The organism is Streptomyces sp. CT34 (genome assembly GCF_000805335.1).
GTDB lineage: Bacteria > Actinomycetota > Actinomycetes > Streptomycetales > Streptomycetaceae > Streptomyces.
This window is the reverse complement of the sequence record NZ_KN708638.1, coordinates 4,931,741-4,949,775: the sequence shown is the minus strand read 5'-3', so window position 1 is coordinate 4,949,775 and position 18,035 is coordinate 4,931,741. Positions and strand designations below refer to the sequence as shown.

Annotated in this window: 13 protein-coding genes; 8 read left to right on the top strand and 5 right to left on the bottom strand. The window is 72.3% G+C overall.

What is annotated here, in order from left to right:
- Nucleotides 1–17: 17 nt before the first annotated feature.
- Complete coding sequence (locus RZ84_RS21710) at nt 18–1,412, bottom strand: hypothetical protein (protein WP_043265682.1); 1,395 nt, start codon at nt 1,410–1,412, stop codon at nt 18–20.
- 477 nt (nt 1,413–1,889) lie between these two features.
- On the opposite strand from RZ84_RS21710, the gene RZ84_RS21705 reads away from it, so the two are divergent.
- The 6 genes from RZ84_RS21705 to RZ84_RS21675 all read left to right on the top strand — a co-directional run bounded on the left by RZ84_RS21705 (nt 1,890) and on the right by RZ84_RS21675 (nt 10,133).
- The gene (locus RZ84_RS21705) at nt 1,890–2,561 is read left to right on the top strand and encodes a bifunctional DNA primase/polymerase (RefSeq protein ID WP_043265681.1); all 672 of its coding nucleotides are present in this window, start codon (nt 1,890–1,892) and stop codon (nt 2,559–2,561) included.
- A gap of 96 nt (nt 2,562–2,657) precedes the next feature.
- The gene (locus RZ84_RS21700; RefSeq protein WP_198540024.1) at nt 2,658–3,494 is read left to right on the top strand and encodes an ABC transporter ATP-binding protein; all 837 of its coding nucleotides are present in this window, start codon (nt 2,658–2,660) and stop codon (nt 3,492–3,494) included.
- Nucleotides 3,491–5,107 (top strand): hypothetical protein, encoded by a 1,617-nt coding sequence (locus tag RZ84_RS21695; protein ID WP_052230077.1) that lies wholly within the window; start codon nt 3,491–3,493, stop codon nt 5,105–5,107. Before RZ84_RS21700 ends, RZ84_RS21695 begins: the two co-directional genes overlap by 4 nt.
- A gap of 426 nt (nt 5,108–5,533) precedes the next feature.
- The gene (locus RZ84_RS39890) at nt 5,534–7,849 is read left to right on the top strand and encodes a hypothetical protein (RefSeq protein ID WP_198540023.1); all 2,316 of its coding nucleotides are present in this window, start codon (nt 5,534–5,536) and stop codon (nt 7,847–7,849) included.
- A complete protein-coding gene (locus RZ84_RS21680) occupies nt 7,839–9,101 on the top strand; it encodes a hypothetical protein (RefSeq protein ID WP_043265679.1) in 1,263 nt (420 codons plus the stop codon). The genes RZ84_RS39890 and RZ84_RS21680 overlap by 11 nt, the downstream gene beginning before the upstream one ends.
- 390 nt (nt 9,102–9,491) lie before the next feature.
- On the top strand, nt 9,492–10,133 hold the full coding sequence (locus tag RZ84_RS21675) for a hypothetical protein (RefSeq protein WP_043265678.1): 642 nt from the start codon (nt 9,492–9,494) through the stop codon (nt 10,131–10,133).
- A 116-nt stretch (nt 10,134–10,249) separates the two neighbouring features.
- Here the strand turns inward: RZ84_RS21675 and RZ84_RS21670 are convergent, their stop codons facing one another.
- Both RZ84_RS21670 and RZ84_RS21665 read right to left on the bottom strand, forming a co-directional pair.
- Nucleotides 10,250–11,125, bottom strand: coding sequence for an alpha/beta fold hydrolase (locus RZ84_RS21670; RefSeq protein ID WP_043265677.1), 876 nt, complete (start codon nt 11,123–11,125; stop codon nt 10,250–10,252).
- 552 nt (nt 11,126–11,677) lie between these two features.
- On the bottom strand, nt 11,678–12,370 hold the full coding sequence (locus tag RZ84_RS21665) for a metal-dependent transcriptional regulator (RefSeq protein WP_043265676.1): 693 nt from the start codon (nt 12,368–12,370) through the stop codon (nt 11,678–11,680).
- A gap of 242 nt (nt 12,371–12,612) precedes the next feature.
- Between RZ84_RS21665 and RZ84_RS21660 the strand changes: the two genes are divergently transcribed.
- Complete coding sequence (locus tag RZ84_RS21660) at nt 12,613–13,380, top strand: SIS domain-containing protein (RefSeq protein WP_043265675.1); 768 nt, start codon at nt 12,613–12,615, stop codon at nt 13,378–13,380.
- Between the two features lie 80 nt (nt 13,381–13,460).
- On the opposite strand, the gene RZ84_RS21655 is transcribed toward RZ84_RS21660, so the two are convergent.
- Both RZ84_RS21655 and pdxH read right to left on the bottom strand, forming a co-directional pair.
- Nucleotides 13,461–15,002, bottom strand: coding sequence for a PAS domain-containing protein (locus tag RZ84_RS21655; protein WP_078894058.1), 1,542 nt, complete (start codon nt 15,000–15,002; stop codon nt 13,461–13,463).
- A 458-nt stretch (nt 15,003–15,460) separates the two neighbouring features.
- Nucleotides 15,461–16,096: a pyridoxamine 5'-phosphate oxidase gene (gene pdxH / locus RZ84_RS21650; protein WP_043265674.1), complete on the bottom strand. Its 636-nt coding sequence runs from the start codon at nt 16,094–16,096 to the stop codon at nt 15,461–15,463.
- Between the two features lie 471 nt (nt 16,097–16,567).
- Between pdxH and RZ84_RS21645 the strand changes: the two genes are divergently transcribed.
- Nucleotides 16,568–17,665 (top strand): citrate synthase 2, encoded by a 1,098-nt coding sequence (locus RZ84_RS21645; protein WP_043265673.1) that lies wholly within the window; start codon nt 16,568–16,570, stop codon nt 17,663–17,665.
- Nucleotides 17,666–18,035: the final 370 nt, after the last annotated feature.

Here is an 18,035-nt window from a genome sequence, read left to right as displayed (position 1 = left end):
CGCTCCTGAGGCGTTGCTCACGCCGCCACGGTGCGCAGTTCCATCCGTGCGGCGAATTCCCTTACGACGGGTTCGTCCTGATACGGCTCCAGACGTTGCCGGAAGTCGTCCAGATATTCCGTGCCCCGGTCCGAGCGCAGCCCGCTCAGCAGCTCCACCGCCTGCGCGCCCGTGTGGCACGCCTGCTCGATCTCACGCTGCTGCACCTGGGCGCTGGCCAGCAGCACCAGCCCGATGGCCCGCCGCCGCGCGCGGCCCGCCGGATGACCGTCCAGCGCCTCCTTGGCCCGCTGCCCGGCGGGGCCCGGCTGCCCCAAGTCACGGTGACAGTGGGCCAGTTCGTCGGCCAGATACGCCCGGTCGAAGTGCCCGATCCACTCCGGGTCGTCGCCCGCTCCGGCGGTCGCCTCGGCGCGCTCCATCGCGGACAGCGCCCGGCCGGCCACCACCTGGAAGGCCCGGCCGTCGCCCAGCAGGGCGTGCCCGCGGGCCTCGGCCGCGCAGAACATCGCCTCCACCCTGGGCGTGACCTGCCCCCGCGCACCCTCCTGGGCGGCCCGCGCGAGCTGTGCGATCTCCCGCGGATTGCCCAGCGACGCGGCCAGATGGCTCATGCTGGCGGCGAGCACATAGCCGCCGTAGCCGCGGTCGCCGGCCGCCTGCGCCAGCCGCAGCGCCTGGATGTAGTAGCGCTGCGCCAGGCCCGGCTGGCCGGTGTCGACGGCCATGTAGCCGCCCAGTTCCGTCAACCGCGCGACGGCGGCGAAGAGTTCTCGCCCGACCGCCTCGCGGTACGAGCCCGCCAGCAGGCCGGAGACCACGCTGTTGAGGTAGTGCACGACGACCGGCCGGACGTGCCCGGCACCGAAGCGGTGGTCGAGCTCGCTGAGCGCCGCGGTCATGGCGCGCACCGCCGCGACGTCCGAAACGCCCACTCTGGCACCGGCGTTACGGGCGACCTGGGTGTCCGCCCCGGTGATCAGCCAGTCCCGGCTGGGCTCCACGAGCGCCGAGGCCGCGACCGTCGAGCCACTGAGGAAGTCCCGTCGCCCGACATCGCTGCGCCACAGCTCGCAGACCTGCTCGATGGCTCCGAGGACGGTCGGTGAGAACTGCAGTCCCACCCCGGAGGCGAGGTTCTTGCCGTCGGCCATCCCGATCTCGTCGATGGTGACCGTACGTCCCAGCTTGCGGCCCAGCGCCTCCGCGATGACGGCCGGGGCGCGGCCCCGCGGTTGCTGCCCGCGCAGCCAACGGGCCACGGAGGTCTTGTCGTAGCGCAGATCGAGACCGTGTTCCGCACCGCACATGTTGACGCGGCGCGCCAACCCCGCGTTGGAGCAGGCGGCTTCCTGGATGAGCGCTTGCAGCCGTTCATTGGGCTGGCGCGCGACGAGTGGCCTGGCGGCCATGCTTGTACCCCCTGTACTGCTGTTACTGCTGCGCGTTCACCGGAGAACGCCGTTCCCCGCGATCAATTCCCCACACATATCCCGGATATCCGAGACATCCTGGATATGCGGGGTACGAACCAGGGCCGTGCGCTTTGCAGCGGATGCACGGGATACGAGCGATATGCACGAAGCCCGTGCGTCGTCGTGCGAAGTCCCACGGCCGAAGTCCGAGGTGCTAGGCGCTGATCCACGAGAAGGAAGGCGTGCCGGTGTCCGTGCACCGGTCGCGGCGCCGCGGCGCAGAGCTCCCCTTTGCCCGCGGGCTGCCGCCGGGCGGCCTCTCCGCCCGTCACGCAGGTGGCTACCCGCTCCCCGGCCTCCGCCCGCATACGCGCCCCCATCGGTGCATCCATGCGCCCCACGTGCGAGAACGATGCGCCGGGGCTGTCACCCGTTCGGCCGTAACCCTTGGTGACAGGGGGAGTTGTCATCTGCGTGGAAGAGACCATCGGAGTCACAGGAGCCTCGCAGATCCCCAAGCAGCGCGGCGAGCAGCTGCTCGACACTGCGGTGCGTTACGCGGAAGAACGCCACTGGGACGTGTTCCCCGGCGCATGGCTGGAGCACGACGGCGACCGGCCGCGCTGCTCGTGCGACGCCGTCGGCTGCACCTCGCCCGGCGCCCATCCGACCGGGCCCGGCTGGGCCGGCCAGGCCAGCGGCACCGGGTCCGCCGTCCGCCGGATGTGGAGCAAGCAGCCGCGCGCGTCGATCCTGCTGCCCACGGGCCGGACGTTCGAGGCGCTCGACGTTCCGGAGACCGCCGGGTGCCTGGCGCTGGCCCGTATGGAGCGGATGGGGCTGCCCCTCGGCCCGGTGACCCGTACCCCCGACCGCCGGATGCTCTTCCTCGTGCTGCCCGGCGCCTCGGCGAAGGTGCCCGACATGGTGCGGAACCTGGGCTGGGCGCCGGCCGCCCTGGACCTGATCTGCCGCGGCGAGGGCGAGTACATCGCCGCGCCGCCGACCCGTATGGGCCCGCACGGCTCGGTGCAGTGGGCGCGCCGCCCCACCGCGAGCAACCGCTGGCTGCCCGACGCGGAGGAGCTGATCAGCCCGCTGGCGTACGCCTGCGCGCGGGATGTGGCGGCGGCCCGGAGCCGCTGATCCACAGCCCCCCGCGGGGTGTCGGAGCCTGCCCGTATCGTGGGACGCGGACGGGGGTCACGACCAGGCCCCTGCGGGGACGTCGAAGGGCAGGCCGTGGCCAGCGAACCGAAAGAGCTGCACAAACAGGACGGGTCGGTCACGGCCTCGGGCGGTGCCGCGGACGGCCCGCCCGCGGTCCGAATCGAGGGCCTGTGGAAGAGGTTCGGGGAGCAGATCGCCGTCCATGGCATCGATCTGACGCTGCCCGCGGGCCACTTCATCGGCCTGGTCGGCCCCAACGGCGCGGGCAAGACCACCACTCTCTCCATGGTGACCGGTCTGCTGCGGCCGGACGCTGGACTGGTCGAGATCGGCGGGCACGACGTCTGGCGCGACCCGGTGGCCGTGAAGTCGCGGATCGGCGTGCTGCCCGAGGGCCTGCGCCTCTTCGAGCGGCTCTCGGGCCGCGAACTCCTCGGCTACATAGGCAGACTGCGCGGCTTGGCGGGGGACGAGGTCGACAAGCGGGCCGACCAGCTGCTGGACGTCCTGGACCTGTCCGGCTCGCAGCACAAGCTCGTCGTGGACTACTCCACGGGTATGCGCAAGAAGATCGGGCTGGCCGCGGCCCTGCTGCACAACCCCGAGATCCTCTTCCTGGACGAGCCGTTCGAGGGGGTCGACCCGGTCTCCGCGCAGACCATCCGCGGCGTCCTGGAGCGCTACACCTCCTCCGGGGCGACGGTGATCTTCTCCAGCCATGTGATGGAGCTGGTCGAGTCCCTGTGTGACTGGGTCGCGGTGATGGCCGCCGGGCGCATCCGGGCCCAGGGGCCGGTCACCGAAGTGCGCGGCGACGCGCCCTCGTTGCAGAACGCCTTCCTGGAACTGGTCGGCGCGCACCGCGGCGCCGGGAAGAACCTAGACTGGCTGGGCGGCGGCGCCCGATGAGCGCCACAGCCGCCCCCGCCCCCGCGTCGCCGACCGCCGTCTTCATCCGGCTCAAACTGACGCTGCTGCGCAACGGCCTGCGCCAATCGAGGGGGCGCACCGCCGCGTACGTCATCTCCTTCGTCGGCGCGCTGGTGCTCGCCGTCGGTGTCGTGGCCGCGCAGGTCGCGCTGCGCGGCAACGCCCACGCCGGCGCGTTCACCGTCCTGCTCACCGGGATCCTCACCCTGGGCTGGGCGGTGATGCCGCTGTTCTTCCCCGCGGGTGACGAGACCCTCGACCCGACCCGGCTGGTCATGCTGCCGCTGCGACCGCACCCGCTGGTCCGCTCACTGCTGGCGGCGTCCCTGGTCGGTATCGGCCCGGTCTTCACCCTCGCGCTGGTCACCGGCTCGGTGATCGCGGTCGCCCACGGCGCGGCGGGCGCGGCCGTCGGCGTCCTGGCCGGCGTCCTGGTGGTACTGGTCTGCGTCACCCTGGCGCGGGCCGTCGCCACCGCCTCGGTACGGCTGCTGACCAGCCGCCGGGGCCGCGATCTCGCCGTGCTCAGCGGCCTGTTCATCGCGATCGGCGCCCAGGTCGTCAATCTGGCCGCCCGCCGGCTCGGCCCGGAGGGCCTGTCCGTACTGGAGCCGGTGGCCCACGTCCTGCGCTGGGTGCCGCCCGCCTCCGCGATCGGCGCGGTGGACGACGCCGGCCACGGCGCCTACGGGCGCGCGGCGGCCGGCCTCGCACTGACCGTGGCGGCGCTGGCCCTGCTCCTGTGGTGGTGGCAGCGCACGCTGACGACCCTGATGACGGCGCCGGACTCCTCCACCCTCCAGGCCGCGGACAAGGACGGCGCCCGCCGCTCCGGCGGCGAGGAGCGCGGCCTCGCGCGGCTGCTGCCGGGCGGCCGTACGGGCACGGTCATGCTGCGTTCGCTGCGCTACGCCTGGCGCGACCCGAAGTCGAAGATGTCCTGGGCGTCGGCGCTCGGCTTCGGCCTGCTGGTGCCCGTCATCTCGGCCGTCCAGGGCAACGGCAGCATCTACACCGCCTTCTCGGCGTCCACGCTGCTCGGGATGATGATGTACAACCAGTTCGGGCAGGACACCTCGGCGTTCTGGATGGTGGCCTCGACGATATCCGGCCCGCGGGACGCCCATCAGGAACTGCGGGCCCGCGCACTGACGTTGGCGCTGGTGGCCGTCCCGTACATCACGCTGGTCGTGCTCGGCACCGCGGCCCTCGTCGGCCCGTGGTCGGCCTTCCCGGAGGTCTACGGCCTCTCGCTGGCCCTCCTGGGCGGACTGCTGGCCACGGGAGCGGAGGCCTCGGCGCTCTTCCCGTACTCGATCCCCTCGGAGGGCAACAAGAACGTCGCGCCGGGCCAGGCCGGCATCGCCTGGATCAGCCTCTTCGGCGGCTTCCTGACGTCCGCCGTGCTGTGCCTCCCGATGCTCGCACTGACCATCTGGCTCCATATGGCCGGCCTGCAGGGCCTGTTGTGGGTACTGCTGCCGGCCGGCGCGGTCTACGGGCTCGGCATCGCGACCCTGGGACTGCGCCTGGCGGCTCCCCGGGTGGTGGCCCGGCTCCCGGAGATCCTGGCGGCGGTCAGCAAGGGGTGAGGACACGGGCGAGGACACTGGTGACGGCGCTCGGGCGTCTTCTCCTCGGACTCCTTGACGTCACGTTTGGTTGAGTCCGTTGGTTGCGATGTGCAACCAACGGACAAAATCCAGGGTCTCTGTCTGCTTCCCTCTCCGCCAAAGGGGGAGGGGAAGGGGAAGGGGGAAGCGCCTGCCTCGGCCACTGCCCCGCCCGGCCGCCCCAGTTGCCCACCCCGACCGCCCCGGCACCAGCCGTCCCGGCACCACTCCCCCACCTCCACCCACCCCCACTCGCCCACCCCCACTTCCCCTCCCTTCCTCCCCCATCCCCTCGCCGACCCCCAGCTCACGGGCTTTGCCGGGAAGTTATCCACAGGCTTCACCGGCGGGCGGGCGGGGACTGTAGCGTCTTGGCGACAACACGAACGAGGGGTGGTGGGGGCGGTGCTGCGCGCCGGAATGGTGCTGGTGATGGGCTGGTTGGCGGTGCTGTTCGCCGCTGGTGCAGTGCACGCCGCGCCCGTCGGGACGGACACCCCGACCCAGGCCGCGTACCTCGCCCAGCACCTTCGGAACAATCCGGTCTATATCAGCGACGAACTGCCCCGCGTGGCACCACGTTCGACGGCGACCGCCTTCGCCAAGGAGGCCCGGCGACTCGGCGTTCCCACGTACCTGGTCATCCTCCCCTACACCTCCGCCGGCGGCCTGGATTCCGGTCTGCTCGCCCAGGTCCACGACCGACTGGGGCGCAACGGTCTGTATGTCTCCCTGTCCGAGCTGGGTTTGGACAATGTCCAGGCGTACGGCGTGAGCGTGCCGGGCGCCGACGATGCCCGCACGGCCACGGTGTACGAAATGCCCCATGACGCCACGCCCCGCGAGTCGTTCCGGCACTTCGTCGACGTACTCACCTCGGGACAGGCCCACCAGCGCGCCGAGAAGGGCCGGGACGAATACGGCGGGGCGTACAACTCGCACGAGCCGCCCAAGTTGCACACCGACTCGGTCGACCGGCAGAACCAGAGCTTCCTCACCGGCACCGTGGTCGCCGGAGTACCGTTCGCCGCGCTGCTGATCACGAGCTATGCGAGGCGTCGCCGACGCGCCCGCCGCGCCTACCGAGCCGACGATCCGGCCGGATCCGCTGGATCCCGTAGCTCGACCGGATCCAGCAGCTCCGGCGGATCCGGCCTCGGGAAGAAGAACACCACCGCCAAGACACCCGACACCAAGGTGAGTTACGCCAAGGACAACGAGCCGAAGAAGGCCGGCTGCAGCAAGCCCAGCGGTACAGAACCAGGCGCCGCTAAAGCCGCCAAAGCCGCCAACACACAACCCAGCAACGCGAAACCGAGCAGCACGAAACCCAGCAAGGCGAACCCCAGCCGCACCAAACCGAGCGGCACGCAACCCGGCACCCCCAAGCCCACCAACCGCCACAGCCACCCCACCTCCCACCCCCGCAAGCGGCCCTTCTCCCCTCTGCGGTCGTTCCCTCTCGGGCTGGGCGCGCTGGTGCTGGCCGGGCTGCTGGCCTTCGCCGCGTCGCTGGTGTTCCAGGACACCACCTCGGGCGACGGCTCCGTTCCCACGGCCGCCGACATGCGGGCCCGTACAGACCGGGTGGCCGACGGTCTGCGGCGCGACCCGCTCTATGTCGACCCCGAGAGCCCGTCCCCCCTGGACGCCGCCCAACGCAGCCGGCTGCGAGAGCAATTGGCCGCGCTGCATGTCCCGGCGCTGGTCACCGCCCTGCCCACCTCCATGGACGACGAGTCGGGTGGCAATACGGAGCTCCTGGCCAAGTCGCTGCACGACCGGCTGCATCGGGACGCCCTCTTCGTGTTCGCCAACCCGACGTCCGGCTCCATCGACATCGTCAACTACGGCACCCATGTGGACGCCGGATACCTCTTCGACCGCCCGCACGACCTCCAGTACAGCCACGACGGCTCGACGCTCGGCCCGCGGCTGAGCAAGCTGCTCGCGTACCTCGACAAGGCCCCGGTGTCCAAGACCGCGGACTCTCCGGCCGCGCCGTCACCGGCGGCCGATCCGGTGGCGGCGCAGAAACTGCCCGGACTGTTCACCGGCGACTTCGCTCCGGGGCTGTTCTCCGGATTCTTGGCCGCCCTGCTGCTCTACGGGCTCGTGGTGGCGGTGTGGGCGATCGTCCGGTGGCTGACCGGGCTCCGTCGGCCGGCGGGTGCCGGTGTGCCGTACGAGGCGCCGGTGGAGCCCAAGTCGGCATGGCTGCGGCGTACCGCCCAGCAGGAGGTCGCCGCCCTCACCACCGCCCTGGAACCGACCGCGATGGCGGAGGAGTCCCGGCGCCGGGCGTGGGAGTGCCTGGATGCCGCCGCGCTGCTGATCGACGGCGACAGCGACGGCCGCATCGACGCCGATGCCACGCCGGTCGCGCTCGCCTGTGCGATCACGCTGGCGCGGGTCGGCCGGGCCGCCCTCCATGACCCGGCAGCCGCGGAGTACGTCTGCTACCGCAATCCGCTGCACGGCGCGGCCACCGAGCGGGAGCGGAAGTCCGCGGCCGGCGGCGGCAAGCCGGTGTCGCTGCCGGTGTGCAGGGCGTGCCGGGAGAGGCCCGGTGCGGTGCTGCGGCTGCGCGGTTCCGACGGCTTCGGGCACCCGGGCCACGCCCCGTATCCCACCCTTCCGGGCCCGTTGGCCACGCTCGCCGACGGCGCCCGAATAGATCAACTCACTCGCGACGTACGGGAGTACTTCGGTGTCCAGTGACCCTCGTTGCCGCCGTCCGCTGCGGTCCGCCCTGGCCGTCGGTGCGGCGTCCGCCGCGCTGCTGTTCTGCGCCGCGGCGCCGGGGACGGCCGCCGAGAGTCCCGGGCAGAAGATCGCCGACGCGCTGCGCACCTCCCCCGTCTACGTCGACCCGTCCCTCTCGTCGGCGGTCGGCCCGGACGATCAGCGCAAGCTGGTGACCCAGATCCAGCAGACCCATCTGCCGATCAAGGTCGTGCTGGTGCCGCTGGTCGAGGGTGACAGCTGGGGTGGCAAATCGGAGCAGCTCTCCCAGGTGGTGCACGACAGGATGGGCGGCGGGCCGGCCGTCCTCATCACGCCCGGGAGCTATCCGGACGACATCGCCGCCGACGAATGGCCCGCCAACGCCCACCAGGCGGGGCATGCCGCCGCCTCGGTCTTCTTCGACGACACCATGAAGGGCGCGGGGCTGACGAAGCGCATCTCCCGTGCGATAGACATCATCAAGGCCGGCGACGGCGACAAGGTGTACAACCAGCTCACCGCCCGTCTCGGTACGCCGTCGGGCGGCGGAACGGCGAAGAGGCCCGCCGCGCACGGCGGTTCGCCGGTGGTACGGATCGTGGCCCTGGTCGCCGGTCCGCTGCTGGTGCCGGCCGCGGCCTGGCTGCTGCTGCGGCGCCGCTCGCGGCTGCGCGATCTCGCCACGCCGTTCGCGATGCCGCGGTCCGTCTTCGCCGCCGCCCACAAGGCGGACGAGGACGGGCTCCGCGACCGGGCCACCGAGGAGGTGGTGCGGCTCGGCGAGGAGGCGCGCGCCGCCGAGGGCGATCCGGCGGCCGTCGAGCGGGCCCTGGACGCCTATTCCGCGGCCGGTACGGTGCTGGACCATGCCCGTGGAGTCCCGGACCTGGCAGGCGTGTTCGCGCTGATCGCCGAGGGCCGCGCGGCGCTCTCCACGGCTCCGGCCACCCTCCCGCTGTGCTTCTTCCATCCGCTGCACGGTCCCGCCGTCCGCCGCATACCCTGGCGCCCCCTGGGCCGCCGCGAACAACTCCGGGTCGCCACCTGCGACACCTGCCTCCGCGCCGTACGCGCCCGCCGCGCCCCAGAGGTGCTGACGGACCGCCTCGACGGCCACCCCGTCCCGTACTTCGAGGTGCCCGCCGAGAAGAGTCTCTGGGCGGCGACGGGCTATGGCTCTCTGCTTTCGGGGGACTCGCTGGCCGCACATGTCCAACGGGGCGATTTCACCCGGACACTGGGCTGACACCCTGCACAACTCCCGTACGTGATCCGCGGCACCCTCTTGAACCGCGACGCCTCACCGCGCATCTCCGCCGGCATGCGGGGTGGCTTGCGCGTCGCTGGAGAACAGCCGGGCAGAGTCTTTAGCGAGGAATTACCTTGACGGCGCCTCGGCTACGCCAATACCACTGAATCCATGCGCAATTGGGCGGGTGTAGGGGCGTTGCGTCGCCGTGACAGCGCGGATGTTTCGCAAGTATTGCGGCGAAACCCCCGGGGAATCCGGCCGGCTTGCTGGTTCTGCGTTTCGACAACGCTCGAACGCTGCTCTTATGCTCCGCTCACACAGCCGTTCGCGAGCACCGTGCAACTGTGCTGCGTAACGGGGGAGATCACGTGCTGGGAGTACGTTTTGCTGCACACCAAGACCGCATGGCTGCGCGCCGCCGCGCCCGTCGCCGTGCTGGCGATGACACTGACCGCCTGCGGTGGCCACAAGGGCGCTTCGAATGGCGCGGTCGGCCCGAGCCCGGACCAGCAGAAGAGTTCTGCCGATTCCGCGCCGAAGACGGACAAGAACTCGACCGCCCCGGCTGCCGGAAATGCGCTGAAGCCGGGTCAGAGCGGCACCGGACAGTACAAGGAAGAGTCCGGAAAAGTCACCTATGAGGTCGCGGCGCAGAAGGTGCACGTCGGAACCGAGGCCGAGGCGCAGAAAATGGTCCGGGACCCGAAGGACGCCAAGGGCCTGGTCGCCGCCATCGCGTTCGTGAAGTACACGAACAAGGGACCCGGCATCATCAAGGGCCTGGCGAAGGCGGACGTCGGCGCCGAAATCTATGCGGACGGCCGGCGCGGCGGCGTGCTCATCGGCGCCCCGCACAAGCTGCCCGGCTGCGAGGACCCGGTCGACATCGACAACTGGAAGGTCGGCCAGAGCCATGTCCTCTGCACGACCTACATGATCCCCAAGGGCGCCAAGGCCCTGGAGGTCCACTGGGGCGACGAGGGCGTCGCCAACCCGCTCATCTGGAAGTTCGACAACGCGGGCTGACGGCACGGCAGTTACCGATGCCGCTCGCCCGTGCGGCAGGGCTCCCGGGGAGCCGTGCCGCACGGGCGCCGCGTCGACCAGGACCGCCGCAGCCGGGGCCGGGCCTGTCCGCCGGGTCAGGGGCGGGCCGCGGCCGTACGGAGGAACGGCTCGATCACGCGATACCAGCCGTCCGGCTGCTCCCAGGGCAGCAGATGCCCGGCGTCGGGGATTTCGGCGTACTCCCCGCGCGGCAGGACCCGGACCATCTCCTGGGCCTCGGCCCGGCCCAGCTCGGCGTCCAGGCCGCGCACCACGAGGGCGGGGCACCGCACCTGCGCGAGCTCCTCCCAGTGCGCGTCGTGCACCCAGGTCTCGCGGGCGCTGAGCATCTGGCGGCGGGAGAAGACCGGACGCCAGCCGTCGGCGCGCTCGGCCATCACCTCGGCGAAGAACTCCCCCCGGGCCGGCCGGGGCCGCTCCAGCACCGGGTCGTCCTCGCCGAACCACCGCCGGACGTCCGCGAGGGTCGCGAACGGCACCGGCCAGGAGCGGAACCACTCCACCCACTCCCGCTGCGAGGCCGCGCCCAGCGCCGAGGCGCGCATATCGCAGATCACCAGCGCACTGACCAGATCGGGACGCCGGGCCGCCAACTGCCATGCCGTCAATGCGCCCATGGCATGGCCGACCAGGGCGACCGGGGCCAGCCTCAGCTGCTCGATGGCGGCGATGGCGTCATCGACATACGCCCCGCGGTCGAACGGCCCCTCGGCGGGCTTCTCGCTGCGGCCGTGGCCGCGCTGGTCCAGGGCTACCGGGCGGTGCCCGGAGCTCAGCCGGCGCGCGGTCTCCGCCCAATGGGACGCCCGCCCCATCAGACCGTGGAGCAGCAACACCCCCGGGCCGCGCTCGCTCCCCTCCGACCCGCCACCGCTCTTGGGCGGGTCGGTGAACTCCCAGGCGGCGAGCCGCACGCCGCCGGACCCCGTCACGTTGATACGCCGCACCATCTGTCCTGGCACCCCCAATCGTCCCCTGGCCAGCCCCGTACGCCCCACACTATCGAACCTCTATTCGAACGGACCGCTGCCGCGCCCAACACCCCACTTTCGAGTGACCTTGCTCAGGGATTGGCCGCGCCCACCACGGGGAGACATCTGCCGGGAGGCGGGCCCTACCGGGAAGGGGGCCCGTGGGGAAAGACCCTGAGAGCTCGGGGCTCCGGGTCTTGGCGGGGGGACGTGGGGAGGCAGGGCCCCGGCTGCTCGCAGCGCCGGGGCCCTGACCGTCCTCGACCGGACTCAGTGGACGCATCCGAGCCCCCTAGGCCGTCAGCGCATCACGCGTGAGTGACGACGCATGGCCATGCGTCTGCGCCAGGGTGACACGAGAGCGGCCGTACCGCACTGATTCGCACAACTTCATTCATCGCGCCGGATGTTGACGAGCCCGCCGAACCGCGCATCGGCGCAGCTCAGCGGGCTCGCTGGGATCTTCGGAGGAGCGTGCGAAAAAGCGGAAAAGTGCCGGTCCGTCGGCGCGCCGGCCGCCGAGCCGGGCGGTCAGCGCTTGGCGACGAAGACGTGCCCGGCGATCTCGGCGTCCAGCTCGGCGGCCTCGCCGCTGCTGCCGACCAGCACACCGGCCGGGGACTCGGTCACGCTGACCACCGCTCCCGGCTGCACCCCGGCCCGCCGCAGCGTGTACATCAGCTGGGCGTCGGCCTGGATGGGCTCGCCGATCCGGCGCACCACGACCGTCTTGCCGTCGGCCCCGGCGTCCAGATCCATCAGGCTCACCATGCCCGCGTCCAGGAACGGATCGGCCTCGGCCTTCTCCCCCAGCTCCTCCAGCCCCGGGATGGGGTTGCCGTACGGGGACTCCGTGGGGTGCCGCAGCAGCTCCACGACGCGGCGCTCGACCGCCTCGCTCATCACATGCTCCCAGCGGCACGCCTCGGCGTGCACCTGCTCCCATTCCAGCCCGATGACGTCGACGAGCAGGCACTCGGCGAGGCGGTGCTTGCGCATCACCCGCGTCGCCAGCCGCCGGCCCTCCTCCGTCAGCTCCAGATGCCGGTCGCCCGCGACCGTCAGCAGGCCGTCTCGCTCCATGCGCGCCACCGTCTGGCTGACGGTCGGGCCGCTCTGTTCGAGCCGCTCCGCGATGCGGGCGCGCATGGGGACCACACCCTCCTCTTCCAGTTCGAGGATGGTGCGGAGATACATCTCCGTGGTGTCGATCAGTCCGGACATGCGTGCCCCTCGATATGTCGTGCGGTGGCCCTGGATCCAATTCTGACGCATCCCACTGACATCGGTGCCCGTCGTCCACGCAGCGGACCGTACGGAGCGGGAAACCGGTGCACGGACCGGCGTATTGACAGCGCACTGGTCCGGACCGCAACGTGATCCGCGCCACTGATCCCAGATGCGGCGAACAACCCGGCGAAGACCGACGAAGCCGCGACGACGACCGACGAGAGGGGCCGGCGGGAATGGCTGAGAGCGACCGGAGCGAGGGGCTGGCCGGCAGGTACTTCGACGCCGCCATCGATCTGCTGCGGCAGGTCCGGGACGCGGAGGGGGACCGGATCACCGCGGCCGGGCAGCTGATCGCCGGCGCCGTGGAGGCGGGCGGCCGGGTCTTCTCCTTCGGGGCCGGCCACTCCTCGCTGCCCGCCCAGGACACCGTCTACCGGGCGGGCGGTCTGGCGGTCATGAACCTGCTGTCCGTGCCGGGCGTCGTCGGCGTGGACGTCCGGCCCGCGACGCTCGGCAGCGCGCTGGAGCGGGTGGACGGGCTGGCCGCGGCCGTCCTGGACACCAGCCCGCTGGAGGCCGGCGACGTACTGGTGATCATCTCGCTCTCCGGGCGCAACGCGCTCCCGGTGGAGATGGCGATCAACGCGCGGGCGCTCGGCATCAAGGTCATCGGCCTGACGTCGGTGGCGTACGCGGCGGAGACCAAGCCCCGGCACTCCTCGGGGACCTACCTCAAGGACCACTGCGACATCGTGCTGGACAGCCGGATCGCGGTCGGCGACGCGGAGCTGACGCTGCCCGGCATCGAGGCGCCGTTCGCGCCCGCCTCCACGGTCGTCACCAGCGCGATCATGCAGGCGGTGGTGGCGAGTGCCGCCGGCACCCTCGCCGAGCGGGGCGTCGAGCCGCCGCTGCTGCGCTCCGGGAACGTCGACGGCGGACACGAGTGGAACGGCCGGGTGATGCGGGAGTACGCGGACCGGATCTTCTACCGGCACTGAGCGGCCCCGGGCACCCCCCGCGCCCGCGGGGCCTGTCCGATGGGCCAGAGCCGGACCCGGCCACGCCCCGTCGGGCGGCCCTAAGCCCCCGCGGCGCCCGCCAGGTCCAGTGCGGCGGCGACACGTGCCGCGACCTCCTCGGCGTAGTCCGCGTCGGCGCGGTCGAAGGGGCGGCGCGAGGGCACCCGCAGGAACGTCGCGACGCCGAGGGTGCGGCCCCGGCTGCGGAGCACCACGCACAGGCCGTGCACCGTGCCGTCCGGCCAGTTGCGGGCGGCGGCCCAGCCCTCGGCGGGAGCCGGGCCGGCACTGGTCCGCACCGAGCCGCGCCGTGCGTACGCCTGGAGGGCCGGGTGGCCCGGTACGTAGGCCACCGGGATGCCGGTCGGCGGGACCGCCTCCGAGGGACCGGGCGAACCGGCCGGGGAGGCCAGCGCCCGCACCAGCCGCGGCGGGCCGCCCGTACCTCCCGGGCGGGGCTCTCCCGCGCCCTCCTCCAGGGGCGCCCGGTCCGCGTCCCAGTCGGCGTCCGCGTCCACCGCGCCGTACGGGGCCGGCGCCGGTGTCCTGGCGAGGTCGACCAGGGCGTGGTCGGCGAAGCCCGCCAGGGCGAAGTCGAGGTGGACGGCGGCGGCTTCGGCCGGGTCCGGGCACTCCGCCGCGGCCCGCCCCGCCCGGTGGAGCTGGTGCGCGCGGAAGCGCAGCAGGGAGTTGTCCTGGTCGGCCCGCTTGGCGTCCGTGACGTCCTGGAAGAGCCAGGCGACACCCAGCGGAACCGGCTCCTCCGCCAGCGGCGAGGCCAGCCGGACGAAGCCGCTGCGCCAGCACCGGCGCGGGAGTTCGGCCTCCCCCTCGCGCAGCGTCACCCACAGCTCGGCGACGGCCGGCGGCGCCCCCTCGGCGAGAACGTGCTGGAGCGCGCTCTCCAGCTCCTCGACGCCCTGCACCAGCAGATCGCCCAGCGGACGGCCCAGCAGCGCGGTACGCCCCACCCCCAGGGTGCGGGCGGCATGCGCGTTGACGACCGCGGGCCGCAGATCGGCGTCGATCAGCACCACGCCCCAGGGCGCCTCCTCGAAGAGCGCCTCGCTGAGCGCGATCGCCCGCTCCAGGTCTATCTGGGCGTGCACCTCGCCGAACGCGCAGTAGGCCCCGGCGACGGTGCCGTCGGGGCGGCGGACCGCGGACGACTGGGTGCGGACCAGGACGCGGTGGCCGTCCTTGGTCAGCAGGGCGAACTCGTGGACCTGGCGGCCCGGGGAGCGCATCGCGGCACCCAGCGCCGCCTCGATCCCGTCGGCGTCCTCCTTGCGGACCGCCCAGCCCGCCAGCCCCGTACGGCCGACCGCCTCGTCGGCGGTCCAGCCCAGGATGCGCTCGGCCTCGTGGTTCCAGTGGGTGAGCGTGCCGTCCGCGGTGAAGGCCACCAGGGCGGCGTCCATGCCGTCCAGGAGGGCGGCGAGGAGACCGGAGTCGTCGTTGTCCGGAGGGCGGTCGGGGGCTCCGTCCGCGCCGGTCGGCGGATATCCGGCGGCTGCCCCCCGGGAGCCGTCCGGCCCGGTCGCGGCGTGCCGCTGTGACGAGGAGGCCGACGAGGCAGAAGAAGCGGACGAGGCAGTCACTGGTACCCCTAACGAACGCGGTCGCACGTGCTCCACCTGGGAGCATTCAACTCGAACGTGACGTGGCACACACCCGATTCGCGGAAATCGCCGCCTCCGGCACACGCCACCGGAAAATTCGGTTGTGCGGCGGCCGGCGGCTTCCTAACGTGTGGGGTACACGAGAAGGGAGGTGGTTCGGCAGATGATTTCGCACCGGACGCGTGAGGTGGCTGCGGGCTAGCGGCCCGTCGCTTCACCGAAGTGCAGCGCCGGACCAGCGCATACTGCAGATGCGCAGCCGGCCAATTCCCAGCAGTCACCCGACCCGCGGGCTGCCGGTTCGTCCGACCGGCCCTTCGCGCCACCGAGCGCGGAGGAAGCAGCCCGCGGGTCGTCTGCGTTCCCGGACCGGGCCGCGGGTACGGCCGGCCGGAGCCGCGGGGGCCGGAGCGGACCGCCCCGCCCCCGCCGCGGTGTCAGGGCGCCAGGCGCTCCACCCGCCACTGCCCGGCCTCGGGCGCTCCCTCGCGGACGTACCGCAGCCGGTCGTGGAGGCGGTTGAGCCGGCCCTGCCAGAACTCGATCGTCTCGACGGTGATCCGGTAGCCGCCCCAGTGCGGCGGCGCCGGGACCTGCTCGCCCTCCGGGTACCGGGCCGCCAACTCCTCGTAGGCCTGCTCCAGTTCGGCGCGCGAGGCGACCGGTGCGGACTGGTCGCTGGCCCAGGCGCCCAGTTGGGAGCCGTGCGGGCGGGTGCGGAAATAGGCGGCGGTCTCGTCGCGGCCGATGCGCTCGGCGGTGCCGGTCACGATGACCTGGCGGGCGAGCGGGTGCCAGGGGAACAGCAGCGAAATACAGGGGTTTTCGGCCAGTTCGCGGCCTTTTCGGCTGGTGTAGTTGGTGAAGAACACAAAGCCGCGCTCGTCGAATGCCTTGAGCAGTACGGTCCTTGAGCGGGGCCGGCCGGCCGCGTCCGCCGTCGAGACGACCATCGCGTTCGGCTCGTGCAGACCGGCTGCTGCCGCGTCCTTGAACCAGCGCGCGAACTGGTCGTAAGGGCTCGCGGCGAGATCGGACTCGGCAAGTCCCTCATGGCGGTAATGCGCGCGCATGGAAGACGGATCGGGAGTCTCTGCGGAAGGCATGTCGGCGGGATGCACGGCCTCATCTTGCAGCATCGGCGCCACGCCGGGCAGCCGGGAGGGCTGAAAGTCTGCCCCTCGTCGCCGGTGCGTAACCCTCCCGTCGGCGAATTGACCAGTGTGCCGGACGTCACGCTTCCGCGCAGCTGATGAACCCGCCAAAATCATGGCCCGGCCCACTGTGGCCTCCGGACATCGGGAGTTATCGTGTCCGTCCTCAGGCCGCTGCGGCGCACCACTCGCGGCGGCCCGCGCCCGCGGACCGACCCCCCGCGGGCAGAACCGCCGCGTGGCCCCTGCCCCGGCGGGGCATCACCGGGGTGACCGGTACGGACCGCGAGCTGCGCGACGCAGCCGCGTAACCGCACCGGCGCCGAACTTGACTCGACCGCAGGCAGCCGGTTACGCCCGTCTGCCGTCCCCATCTTGAGGAGCCGCCTGATGTCCGACTTCGTTCCCGGGCTTGAGGGAGTCGTCGCGTTCGAGACGGAGATCGCCGAACCCGACAAGGAAGGCGGCGCGCTCCGCTACCGCGGCGTGGACATCGAAGACCTCGTCGGGCACGTGTCCTTCGAGAACGTCTGGGGGCTGCTGGTCGACGGGGCGTTCAAGCCGGGGCTGCCGCCCGCCGAACCCTTCCCGATCCCGGTGCACTCGGGTGACATCCGGGTCGACGTGCAGTCCGCGCTCGCCATGCTCGCACCCGTATGGGGCCTGAAACCGCTGCTCGACATCGACGAGCGGACCGCCCGCGACAACCTCGCCCGCGCCGCCGTCATGGCGCTGTCCTACGTCGCCCAGTCGGCGCGCGGGCAGGGCCTGCCGATGGTGCCGCAGCGGGAGATCGACAAGGCCGAGACGGTCGTGGAGCGCTTCATGAAGCGCTGGCGCGGCGAGCCCGACCCCAAGCACGTCAAGGCCGTCGACGCCTACTGGACGTCGGCCGCCGAGCACGGCATGAACGCCTCCACCTTCACCGCCCGGGTCATCGCCTCCACCGGCGCGGACGTGGCCGCCTCCCTCTCCGGCGCGGTCGGCGCCATGTCCGGCCCGCTGCACGGCGGCGCGCCGTCCCGGGTCCTGGGCATGATCGAGGAGATCGAGCGGACCGGCGACGCGGCGGCCTACGTCCGGCAGGCACTGGACAACGGCGAGCGGCTGATGGGCTTCGGCCACCGCGTCTACCGCGCCGAGGACCCGCGGGCCCGCGTGCTGCGGCGCACCGCCAAGGAACTGGGCGCGCCGCGCTTCGAGGTCGCCGAGGCGCTGGAGAAGGCCGCGCTGGAGGAGCTGCACAACCGCCGCCCGGACCGGGTGCTGGCCACCAACGTGGAATTCTGGGCGGCCATCGTCCTGGACTTCGCGGAGGTCCCGGCGCACATGTTCACCTCCATGTTCACCTGCGCCCGTACGGCCGGCTGGAGCGCGCACATCCTGGAGCAGAAGCGGACGGGCCGACTGGTCCGACCGTCGGCCCGCTACGTCGGGCCGGGGCCGCGGAGCCCGCGGTCGATCGAGGGTTACGCGCCTTCCGCATAGCGGGTTGCCTCCCACGTTGTCGGCTTTCCCGCCGTTCGCCTGCGGCGGGGCGGCTTCCCACGTTGCCGAGTGCGGCACCGTTGCGCCTGCGGCCCGTCCGCTGCGCTTTGCCGCACCCGACGTTGTCGGCCGTCCCGCCACGGGGGGTTACTCGCCTTTGCGCCTTCGGCGCGGGGTGTTGTCCGCTGCGCGGGGCTTTCGGGGTGCGGTGGCGGTCCTCCGGGGGTGGTGTGCCGGACTGCTTCGCTTTACGTCCGGCACACCACCCCCTCCGGCCCGCCCCCTCCCGCGGAGGGGTGGAAAAACCGGTGGGTGGGAGCTGGGGGTGGGTGGTCCCGTAACGGTCACTTCCTGGCGGTGGGCCACCCCT